The sequence below is a fragment of the Streptomyces sp. NTH33 genome, from assembly GCF_003236365.1.
Taxonomy (GTDB): domain Bacteria; phylum Actinomycetota; class Actinomycetes; order Streptomycetales; family Streptomycetaceae; genus Streptomyces.
The window spans coordinates 21158-32132 of sequence record NZ_POTZ01000020.1 but is presented as its reverse complement, the minus strand read 5'-3'; the positions used below and the strand labels follow the sequence as shown (position 1 = coordinate 32132).

Here is a 10975-nt window from a genome sequence, read left to right as displayed (position 1 = left end):
TATAAGAGACAGGGCCGCGGCCGCGCTTCCGGCGCCGGGGCGGGCGTGCCGGTGGGCGTGGCCGGCACCGCGGCCGGGGCGGCCGGCTCCTCCGCCACAGGGACCGCCGGGTAGAGCTCTGCGAGCTGCTTCAACAGCCGTGCGTACGCCTCGCGTTCCGGGCCCCGCGGCTCGGTCCGAGTCTTGCTGGACTCCCAGCCGGACACCGTCGCCCGGCGCACCTTCAGCGCGGCGGCCACTTCGTCCAGCGTCAGGCCGTGTACCTGGCGCAGCCGCTTGCGCTCCTCCGGCGGCGGCAGCGGAGAGCGGGACGCGACCAGGGCGTCGACCGCGTCGAACAACTCGGACATGAAGCACCTCCTGAGCGACACCTTATCACGTGAACCGTACGGAATGCGTACTTTTACCGTACAGATTGCGTACGGGCCGCGCTCGAAGGGAGTGCTGTGGTCTATGAACGGCGCACGGGTGGCCCGTGCCACCGAACCCCGATCTTTACCGTCCGAGGTTGATGATCGGTGAGTTCGTGCCATCGAAGTTCGAGCGGCACTGGGTGCTGGCGTCACGAACGGCGGGTCACTGTCCGACTATCGTGGCTCCGCATGACCCGCACCGAGACCGAGATCACCGCAGAGCTGGTCCGGGATCTGCTGCACGACCAGCACCCGGACCTGGCCGATCTCCCTTTGAAGCTCGGCGCGCGTGGCTGGGACAACCAGCTGTGGCGGCTCGGCGACGACCTCGCTGTCCGGCTGCCCTGGGCGACGCTGTCCGCGGACGCGCTGCTGCGCAAAGAGCACGAGTGGCTTCCCGCTCTCGCCCCGCGTCTTCCCTTGCCGGTCCCCGTCCCGCAGCGCCTCAGCGAACCCTCCGAGCGGTTTCCGCGGCCTTGGATCGTCACCACCTGGGTGCCGGGAACGCCCGCCGACCGCGCCCCCGCCACGCGCGCCGCGGAGGCGGCCGACACCTTGGCCGCCTTCCTGACCGCTCTTCACCGACCTGCCCCCGAAGGGGCGCCGGCCGGCCGCGACCGTGGGGGTCCGCTGGCCGACCACGCCGAGCCGTTCGCCCAGGCGCTGGCCTCGGCCACCGAACTGGGGCTGCTCTCCGACCCGGACGCCGTCCGCGCCGTCTGGGAAGACGCCGTCGCCGCCCCCGACTGGACGGGGCCGGCGCTGTGGCTCCACGGCGACCTGCATCCGGCCAACGTCCTCACCGAGGACGGCACTTTCTGCGGCGTGATCGACTTCGGCGACCTCTGCGCGGGCGATCCGGCCTGCGACCTCGCCGCCGCGTGGATGCTGCTGCCGAGCGGCGCCGCCGACCGCTTCCACGCCGCCTATCAGCCAGTCCCGGACCCGGCGACCCTTCGCCGCGCCCGTGGCTGGGCGGTGTTGAAAGCCCTCGCCTGCGTCTTCATCGGAGAGGCAGGCGTCCACGGCCGTCCGGGTGGCAAGCGTACCTGGGGCCCACCTGCCCACGCTGCGCTGCGACGCCTCACCGCGACGATCCACCGCCCCAGCGCCAAAGAAGCGACCTGAGTCACTCAAACTTCGATGGCACTGCTCAGCCTTCGCTGACACAGGACAACGGGGCCTCCGAGCGCGCCGCGGCCCGACCACCCACCCCCACGACTCACACCCACGGTGCTCGGGCGCAGTTGCCGGAACGCAGGTCCGGCCGGCCTCTTGTCGACACGGTCGTCGCATGACCAGTGATGGTCCAGTCGCCAGCGGGGCGGTCCGCGTGGCGTGGGACACCTACCGGGTCCTGGAGAACAGGACCGGCCTGGGGACTGGTGAGATCGCGTGTCGAGGTGTCGCGTGTTCGGAGCTGAGACATGGCACATCGTCGCATGGAGTAATCATTGGGCGCGGATGTGAACCACGACTGGACGGAAAGGCTCCAGAGCGGTGACTTCCTGTCGGCAAGCCGCCGCAGCGCTGCTCCTCATGGCTCAGGGGCATTGGTGGTGTTGCCCGCTGTCGTTCGGACCGGGCGGGTCCGCGAGCGAAAGGTGCGGCGGTAGGTGTCGGGCGGCACGCCGACCGTGCGGTTGAAGTGCCGGCGCAGCGTTGTGGCGGTGCCCATGCCGGTGGCCGCCGCGACGGTGTCGACGCTGTCGTCGGTGGTCTCCAGCAACTCCTGGGCGTGGCGTATCCGTTGGGTGAGCAGCCATTGCAGCGGGGTGGTGCCGGTCACCGACCTGAAGTGGCGGCCCAGGTTGCGCGAGCTCATCCGCGCCTGGCGGGCCAGGTCCTCCACGGTCAGCGGCTGGTCCAGCCGTTCGATCACCCAGGGGAACAGTTCGGCGAGCGGGTGGTTGTCCGGGGCGGGCGCCGGGGTGGTGACGAACTGGGCCTGGCCGCCGTCCCGGTGCGGCGGCACGACCAGGCGGCGGGCGACGGCGTTGGTGATCGACGAGCCGTGGTCGAGGCGGACGAGATGCAGGCACAGGTCCATGGCGGCGGCCTTGCCGGCGGAGGTGAGCACGTTGCCGTTGTCCACGTAGAGGACGTCCGGGTCCACCGTCACCCGGGGGTAGCGGGCGGCCAGGGCTCGGGTGTGCGCCCAGTGCGTGGTCGCGCGCCGCCCGTCCAGCAGGCCGGCGGCGGCCAGCACGAACGCGCCCGTGCAGAGGGAGGCCACGCGTGCGCCTGCCTCGTGGGCCGCGCGCACCGCGTCGACCAGGTCGGCGGGTGGGTCCTCGTCGACGTCGGCCCAGCCCGGGACGATCACAGTGTCGGCGTGCGGGAGCCGGTCGAGCCCGTGGTCGGACTCCAGCCGGAACCGGCCGGCCCGCACGGCGCCCGGTCCGCAGACGGCGAGGTCGTACCAGGGGCCCGGCACGCCGGCCGGGGCGGCGCCGAAGACCTCGTACGCGAGGGACAGCTCGAAGTACAGCATCCCGTCAGTGACGGCCAGCGCAACAGTGGTCACGTCCGGAATTGTACGGGTCGTGTCGTTCCGGACACTCGTGCGGGACGCCCGCCCTCGACAGGATGTCCGTGTCGGATCACAACAGATCATTCGAGTGCGGGGGGAGAACCCATGGGATCGGGGCTCAAGGTGGCGGTGTTCGGCGCGTACGGGCACACCGGGCGCTTTGTGGTGGCAGAGCTGCTGGATCGCGGGTTCGTCCCGGTTCTCTCCGGGCGCGACGCCGACAGGCTGAAGGTACTGGCGGAGTCGGCATCCGGGCTGGACGCCCGCCCGGCGTCGGTCGACGACCCGGCCTCGCTCGACCGCGCGCTGGCCGGCACGGCGGCTGTGATCAACTGTGCCGGACCCTTCGCCACGACGGCCGCCCCCGTGATCGAGGCGGCACTGCGCGCCGGGATCCCGTATGTGGACGCCTGGCATGCCGAGAACACCGAACACGGCCGCACCTGCCTGAGGGCCTTCCTCGACTGGGCCATGCAGAGCCGACACTGCCGACGTTCCCTCTCCCTCCCTCCGATGGCGGTCTCCCGGCGCGCCGCACTGAGCGGGGGCGAGCGCCTCGACGCCCTCGGCCGACTGCTCACCCGCCCCGAGAACCTGCGCGACAAGGGCACCGCACCACTGCGGGAACTCGCCGAAGCCTGCCCCGAGGTTACCGAACTCGCCTGTCTCATCGGTGCGTTCGCTCAGCTACTGACCCCGGTGGAGGGCAACGACGCCAAGCTCACCGACTGGATCACCACGGTTCGCGTGGCTGACCTGCCCCACCTGCACTCCTTCGTGAACGGCCTCGAACTCGACCGCGCAGCCGTCGACACCGGCCTCACTCTCCCGTACCACAACGGCCGCACCGAGGGCGCCAACACGCAAACCAAGCGGATCATGAGGCAGATGCACGGCCGAGCCGGATTCCCCCCTGCTCCACCACCGCATCCTCCTCCAGCGATCACTACACAGCGCTACCACCGATTACGGGACCCGACTACGGGACAGACCCGTTCGTTTGGCAGACCCGCACCCGGCCGACACGGTGCTGATCGTGGACGGCACCCTGGTCCCGGCCCGCGACCGCAGCGTGGCCGCCTCCAGCAAGAACTACCGCTACTCCACCAGCCACCAGGTCGTCATCGACGCCGACACCCGGCTGGTCGTAGCGGCCGGACGACCCCTGCCCGGCAACCGCCACGACGCCCGCACCTACCGGGAATCCGGCGTGGACCGTGCCGTGAAGAACACGCCCGTCCTCGGTGACGTCGGCTATCGCGGCACCCCTGTCCTCATCCCGCACTGGCCGCGCAAAGACAGACCACTCACACCTGAGCAGCACGCCTACAACACCGTCCACCACCGAGCCAGGGCCCGTGCCGAACACGCCTTCGTCAGGATGGGGACCTACAAGGTCCTGCTCAACTGCCGACTGCTCGGCGACGGCGTCCACCACGCCGTCCTCGGCATGGCCCGACTGCACAACCTGGCTCTCGCCGGGTAAGCCCCACCCCGGCCCAAGTCCATTTCAGTCCCGACCCAACACCCGCTTACGGGACGTCGTTTAGGTGCCGAATTCATCCGTCCCTCCGTGTCAAGGCAACGACAAACACCAGCTCAGGGCAAGAACCGCTGCTGGAGTACTAAGGTGCCGTCAGTCGCCCAGGACGAGGGAGGGGCCGTGGAGCAGGCAGGGACAGCGCTCGCCGAGCGCATCGCCGAGCGGAGGAGGGGAGACGGCGACCCCCGTGCTCTGGTCGGCGAGATGCGACGCTCGGTCCTTCTGGTGCCGGTGGCCGACGGAGGTCTGTGGTCGGTGCGTTCGGGCGGGGCCGCCGTCGACGCCGACGCGGCCAAGGAGGGGCGCGGCCGTGGGTGGTGACGGGATGGATCTGAACTTCGACAGGGCGTCGGTCGCGAAGTTCACGAAGGGTGTGGGCGCCACCATCGACGGGCTGGGTGACCTGGGCGGCGCCACCGGTTCGGTGATGGGCAAGGGCTTCTCCGCCCTGTCCATGACCGGGATGGAGGTTGGGCACCACGGCCTGGCGGTCGACTTCGAGGACTTCTGCGAGCGCTGGGAGTGGGGTGTGCGCGCCCTGGTGAACGACGCCGGCCAGATAGCGAACCGGCTCGGACTGGCGGCGGGAACGCAGTGGGAACACGACCAGTACGTCGCGGGAACGCTGAAGGTGGGGGTCAACTCCCTGTTCGGCGGCAACCCGCACGCTTCCGAGGAGGAGATAGCCCGGCAGGACTGGGGCGACATCTTCACGCCGGACTCGCTGAAACCGGACTGGAGCGCCGAGTCGTTCGAGCGGGCCGGCCAGGAGATCGAGCAGACCTGGAAGGACACCGGCCGCACCGTTCTCACCGAGGGGCAGGGCGGCCGGCAGTCGCAGATGTTCAACGAGAAGCTGGGCATCGACGACGACGAGTGGAACCGGGCGCTGGACGAGGCGTTCGGGCCGTCGCCCGAGGAACGCGCCCGGCAGGCGCAGCAGCAGGGCGGTCAGGGCGGCGACGGGGGTAACTGAGCATGGGCGTCGGCGATTTCATCAGGGACATCACACCGGACTCGGTGGAGAAAGCGGTCGAGGACGGTGTCGAGTGGGTGGGCGACCGGGTCGAGAACGCGGGCAACTGGACCGCGGACCGGCTGGACGACGTCGGCTGGGAGTCCGGCGCGGACTGGGTGCGCGAGCAGTCCCGTTCGGTCGCGAACCGGATGGGCGCCGAGGTCGACGAGATGGACCTGGGGCAGAGTGAGGACAAGACCAAACTCATCTACGGCAGCCCGGAGAAGATCCGCTCGACCGCCGGGAAACTCCGCTCCTTCCAGACGGCGTTCGACGACGCCGGCGAGGGCTTGAAGGGCCTGGGCTCCTCGCAGCTCAAGGGCGAGGCGGCCGAGGCGCTGCGGAAGGCCGTGAGCACCCAGCCGCCGAAGTGGTTCACCGGCGCCGACGCGGTCGAGAAGGCGGCCGCCGCGCTGGAGGCGTTCGCCGGCACCGTGGTATGGGCTCAAAATCAGGCGCAGACGGCGATCGATATGTGGAAGGAGGGCGTGAAGGCTTCCGAGGACGCCGCAAACGCGCACCGCAAGAAGGTCGAGGGCTACAACAAGGCCGTCGACCGGTACAACGCCCAGCCCGCCGACCAGCGGGACCCGTCCACGCTGCCGCCGCGTCCCGCGGCGACGTTCCACGACCCGGGCAAGAAGCTGATGCAGGAGGCGCAGGACCTCCTCGCCGAGGCCCGCAAGCAGCGGAACTCGGCCGCGGAGACCGCGCGCTCCGCGGTCCGGGCGGCGCGGGACATGGCCCCGGAGAAGCCGTCGTACGCGCAGCAGGTGGGCGACGGTCTGCAGGAGCTGCAGTTCATGGGCGACCACGTCGGTGGCGGGATCATCAAGGGCACGGCCGGCCTCCTGAACTTTGTCCGCTCGGTCAACTTCCTGGACCCGTACAACCTCACGCACCCGGCCGAGTACGCGACGTCCCTCAACAGCCTGGCCGCGGGCCTGGTGGTGGCCGCCAACGACCCCGTCGGCACCGGCACCCAGATGGTCAAGGACTTCATGAAGGACCCGGCCGAGGGCTTCGGCCGGCTGATCCCCGACCTGGCGCTGACCGTGGCCACCGGCGGCGGCGGCGCCGGGGTCAAGGGCGTGCGTCTCGCCGCGGACGCCGCCGACGCCGCGCGGGTGCGCAGACTGGTCGACGACGTCCCCCACGGCACCCACAACCGTCCGGACGCAACCCGTACCGTTGCCGGCACCGACCCCGTCGACCTCGCCACGGGCCGGATGTTCCTGCCCCAGACCGATTTCGCGCTGCCCGGTACTCTGCCGTTGGTGTTCACCCGTCGCACCGAGTCCGGTTGCACGGTCGGCCGTTTCTTCGGGCCCTCCTGGGCCTCCACGGTCGACGAGCGGCTGGAGATCGACGCCGTCGGCGTCGTCCACGTCACCGCCGACGGCCTGCTGATCACCTATCCGCATCCGGTGCCCGGCGTTCCCACCAGGCCGGAGACGGGCGCCTTCCGCGCCCTGCTGGCCCGGGACGCGGGCGGCGACTACACGGTCACCGACCCCGACACCGGCCTGGTCCGCCACTTCACCGCCCCGTCCGGCAGAGAGCCGGGGGACGACGGCACCGCCTGGCTGGAACGGACCGAGGATCTTCACGGCAACTGGTGGGCCGTGGAGCGCACCGAGGACGGCATCCCGCTCGCCCTGACCTGTTCGGCGGGCCAGCAGGTGACCATCGCCGTGAGCGACGGCCGTATCACCGCCCTGTCCCTGGCCGGCGCGGGCCAGGGCGGCGCGGACCTGCCCCTGATGGGCTACGGCTACCAGGACGGCGACCTCACCGCCGTCACCAAGCCGTCGGGCGCCACCACCACCTTCGTCTACGACGACCGCCGCCGCGTCACCGCCTGGACCGACTCCAACGAACGCCGCTACGACTACGTCTACGACGACCGCGACCGGGTCGTCGCCGAGGGCGGCGAGGCCGGCCACGTCCAGGTCACCCTCACCTACACCGAACCCGACCCCGCCACCGGCCACCGCACCACCACGCTCACCACCGCCGACGGCCGCGCCACCCGTCACCTCATCGGCCCCGGCTGTCGCGTCCTCGCCACCACCGATCCGCTCGGGCATACCGCCCGGTTCACCTACGACACCAGCGGCAACCTGCTGACCCGCACCGACCCCTTGGGCCGTACCACCGCCTTCACCTATGACGAGGACGGCCGCCTGCTCGCCGTCACCCGGCCCAACGGAAGCAAACTGCGCACTGTACGGGGCTCGTTCGGGCTGCCCACAGAGTTCCACGGGCCGGACGGCACCCGTTGGCTCCAAGAGTTCGACGAACGCGGCAACCGCACCGCCGTCACTGATCCGTCAGGCTCCACCACCCGATACGCCTACGACGACCGGGGCAGGCTCATCACTGTCACCGACGCCCTCGGCGCCACCACCACCGTGCACTGCGACGCCGCCGGCCTGCCGGTGGAGGTGACCGACCCGGCCTGCGGCACCACTCGATTGGAACGCGATGCTCTGGGCCGGACGGTCCGCATCGTCGACCCGGTGGGCGGCGCCACGTGTCTCGAATGGGATGCGGACGGCAATCTCGTTCGCCGTGTCACCCCGGACGGCTCCACCGAGTCATGGGCCTACGACGGCGAGGGCAACTGCCTCACCCACACCGACCCGGCCGGCGGCGTCTCCCGCTTCGAGTACACCCACTTCGACCTCCTCGCCGCCCGCACTCACCCCGATGGCGCCCGCTACGAGTTCGAGCATGACACCGACCTGCGGCTCACCCAGGTCACCGCCCCCCAAGGGCTTACCTGGTCGTACACGTACGACAAAGCCGGTCGGCTCGTCTCCGAGACCGACTTCGACGGCCGCACCCTCACCTACCATTACGACGCCGCCGGGCAGCTCACCGCCCGGGCCGACGTGCTCGGCGGTGTCGTCTCCTACGCCTACGACCAGCTCGGCCAAGCAGTCCGCAAAGACGCCGCGGGCAAGGTGACCACCTATACGTACGACCGGGCCGGACGCCTGCTGCAGGCAGTCGGACCGGACAGCGAGGTCGCCTATGTGTACGACCGGCGAGGGAGGATCAAGACCGAACTCGTCGACGGCCGCGCCATGAACTACGCCTACGACGCCCTGGGCCGTCGCATCCTCCGCACCACCCCCACCGGCGCGGTCACCGAATACGGCTACGACACCGTCGGCCGCCCCGCTCGGATGACCGTCGGCGGCCGTGAGGTCGCCTTCACCCATGACGCGGCCGGCCGGGAACTCGAGCGCGTCTTCGGCGGCGCACTCACCCTGACCTCCGCCTGGGACGAGGCCGGAAGACTCTCCGCCCAGCACCTGACGATCAGCGACCGCTCCCTCAACCACCGCCGCTACTCCTATCGCGCCGACGGCCATCTCGCCTCCCTGTCCGACGAACTGTCGGGCTCCCGCACCTTCGCCCTGGACGCGGCCGGCCGAGTCACCGCCGTCCACGCGCAGGGCTGGACCGAGCGGTACGCCTACGACGCGAGCGGCAACCAGACCGAGGCGTCCTGGCCCGCTTCCCACCCCGGCACCGAAGCCACCGGACCGCGGACTTACGTCGGCACAGCGATCACCCGCGCCGGATCCGTCCGCTTCGAGCACGACGCCCTCGGCCGCATCACCCTGCGGCAGAAGACCCGCCTGTCCCGCAAGCCCGACACCTGGCGCTACGCATGGGACGTCGAGAACCGCCTCACCTCCGTCACCACCCCGGACGGAACCCGCTGGCGCTACCGCTACGACCCCCTGGGCCGCCGCACCGCCAAGCAGCGCCTCGCCGACGATGGCGGGAGCGTCGCTGAGGAGATCCGTTTCACCTGGGACGGCAGGACCCTGTGCGAACAGACGGTCCACACGCCGGACCTGCCGCATGTGGTCGCCTTCACCTGGGACCACCGTGGCCTGGTTCCGCTGTCCCAGACGGAACGCCTCCTCACCCCGGACATCCGCCAGGAGGAGATCGACCGGCGCTTCTTCGCCATCGCCACCGACCTAGTGGGCACGCCCACCGAGCTGATCGACGAATCGGGCGAAATCGCCTGGCGTGCCAGGAGTACCCTCTGGGGGACCACCGCCTGGACTCGCTCCAGTACCGCCTACACCCCCCTGCGCTTCCCCGGCCAGTACTACGACCCCGAGACCGGCCTCCATTACAACCTGTTCCGCCACTACGACCCGGGGACCGGCCGCTACACCTCCCCAGACCCTCTCGGTCTCGGCCCCGCGCCGAACCCGGTCGCCTATGTGCACAACCCGTTCACCGTCTGCGACCCGCTCGGCCTGTCGCCCTACTCGCGATTCAAGGGACTGGGCTGGCTGACCGAGAAGCAACTCGAACGCCCGTCGTTCCGATACCAGCGACTCGTCACCGACCAGAAGTACGAGCAACAGTGGATCCTGCCGGACGGCCGAGAGGTCCATATCGACGGCGGTCCACGGGACGGCTGGGTCACCGAAGCCAAGTGGACCGGCGGCGACAACTACGGCGAGTGGGAAAAATCCCCCTACAATCCTGCTTTCGAGTTCTACGACGAGAGCCGGCTCACCACGCAGACCGAGAAGCTGCTCGCCCTCAACGAGGACCTCAGGGGCAAGGGGGTCCGCTATATGGTGTCCAATGAATGGGGCGCCGCGCATGTGAACGAGGTGCTGTCCAAGGCCTTCCCCGAGGCCTACGCCAGCGGACAGCTGAAGGCGTATCACGTGCCCGGCAACGGCATGAGTGGAATGAGTTCATGGCTGCAGTGACCGCAATGCTGGAAGAGCTCCGGAACCTGGTCCCGCTGACCGCCGAGGGCGCGGCGGGAAGGTTCGCGGCCCAGGAGTGGACGCCCGGGGGCAAGTCCCGCGACGGTGTGGAGACGTCCTGGCGCAAGGACGGCATTCGGGGGTGGATCCAGAAGTTCCGCAGCGGGGCGGTCCGTGTCTCGTTCGCGGTCTGGATCCGCGATGTCGACGAGTCCGGTTACTTCGACGACCTGGACGCCGTCTACGAGCAGGGCGAGCAGGCGCTGGGCGCGTTCCTCCCCGAGATCGAAAACTCCCCGCTCGCCGGCCACCTTGTCGAGGCTGAGCTGACGGCCACGGACAAAGACGAGTTCGTCGCCGCCCGCAAGTGGGCCCTCGACGGACGGGGTCTGACCGCCGGTGTGGTACAGCAGGACACCGACCTTCCGGTGATGGTCGTGGTCGCGCTGGAGGAACCCGCGCCCGCCTCGGCGTAACGCCGTTTCACCGACAGCCTGGGGTACTGGTACGGCTCGTTCGTCGTCCTCACCGAGGGGCAGCCGCTGTCGCAGGGCAGCCGGAGTGTCACAGGATCAGGACTCTGTCGGGGATCTTGAAGTTCCCGGGACAGGGCAGTCGGCGGTTGGAACGCTTCGGGTGGTTCGGTGGGTGTCCTGTCTTCCTGAGGTGGTCCGTGTCTGTTCGTTCCCGGTCCGGTGCGGTGGTGCC

Annotated in this window: 7 protein-coding genes and 2 pseudogenes; 7 read left to right on the top strand and 2 right to left on the bottom strand. The window is 70.1% G+C overall.

All coding sequences use genetic code 11. The annotated features are described in order from the left end of the window. A partial coding sequence (locus C1I97_RS03815; RefSeq protein WP_146608148.1) for a helix-turn-helix domain-containing protein occupies window positions 1-350 on the bottom strand: 350 nt, incomplete at its 3' end. A 252-nt stretch (window positions 351-602) separates the two neighbouring features. Here C1I97_RS03815 and C1I97_RS03810 point away from each other — a divergent pair. Continuing rightward, window positions 603-1541: an aminoglycoside phosphotransferase family protein gene (locus C1I97_RS03810; protein WP_111001801.1), complete on the top strand. Its 939-nt coding sequence runs from the start codon at window positions 603-605 to the stop codon at window positions 1539-1541. A gap of 409 nt (window positions 1542-1950) precedes the next feature. On the opposite strand, the gene C1I97_RS03805 is transcribed toward C1I97_RS03810, so the two are convergent. Then, entirely contained in the window at window positions 1951-2940 is a 990-nt protein-coding gene (locus tag C1I97_RS03805; protein ID WP_111001800.1) for a helix-turn-helix domain-containing protein, read from the bottom strand. A 111-nt stretch (window positions 2941-3051) separates the two neighbouring features. On the opposite strand from C1I97_RS03805, the pseudogene C1I97_RS41025 reads away from it, so the two are divergent. From C1I97_RS41025 to C1I97_RS03775, 6 genes and pseudogenes are all read left to right on the top strand, one after another. Next, window positions 3052-3883, top strand: a pseudogene (locus tag C1I97_RS41025) (saccharopine dehydrogenase NADP-binding domain-containing protein); the annotation flags it as partial. Between the two features lie 84 nt (window positions 3884-3967). Beyond that, window positions 3968-4432 (top strand): annotated as a pseudogene (locus C1I97_RS39615) (transposase family protein); the annotation flags it as partial. A gap of 177 nt (window positions 4433-4609) precedes the next feature. Next, entirely contained in the window at window positions 4610-4810 is a 201-nt protein-coding gene (locus C1I97_RS03790; protein WP_146608147.1) for a hypothetical protein, read from the top strand. Next, complete coding sequence (locus tag C1I97_RS03785; RefSeq protein ID WP_111001798.1) at window positions 4800-5465, top strand: hypothetical protein; 666 nt, start codon at window positions 4800-4802, stop codon at window positions 5463-5465. Before C1I97_RS03790 ends, C1I97_RS03785 begins: the two co-directional genes overlap by 11 nt. A 2-nt stretch (window positions 5466-5467) precedes the next feature. Further along, window positions 5468-10267, top strand: a complete 4800-nt coding sequence (locus C1I97_RS03780; protein ID WP_111001797.1) for a putative T7SS-secreted protein — start codon at window positions 5468-5470, stop codon at window positions 10265-10267. Next, the gene (locus C1I97_RS03775; RefSeq protein ID WP_181446544.1) at window positions 10255-10743 is read left to right on the top strand and encodes a hypothetical protein; all 489 of its coding nucleotides are present in this window, start codon (window positions 10255-10257) and stop codon (window positions 10741-10743) included. The genes C1I97_RS03780 and C1I97_RS03775 overlap by 13 nt, the downstream gene beginning before the upstream one ends. Window positions 10744-10975 lie beyond the last annotated feature (232 nt).

Excerpts from the sequence above, each read along its gene's own strand:
- C1I97_RS03810 (WP_111001801.1), top strand. The coding sequence starts at position 603 with ATGACCCGCACCGAGACCGAGATCACCGCAGAGCTGGTCCGGGATCTG.
- C1I97_RS03780 (WP_111001797.1), top strand. The coding sequence starts at position 5,468 with ATGGGCGTCGGCGATTTCATCAGGGACATCACACCGGACTCGGTGGAG.
- C1I97_RS03775 (WP_181446544.1), top strand. The coding sequence starts at position 10,255 with ATGGCTGCAGTGACCGCAATGCTGGAAGAGCTCCGGAACCTGGTCCCG.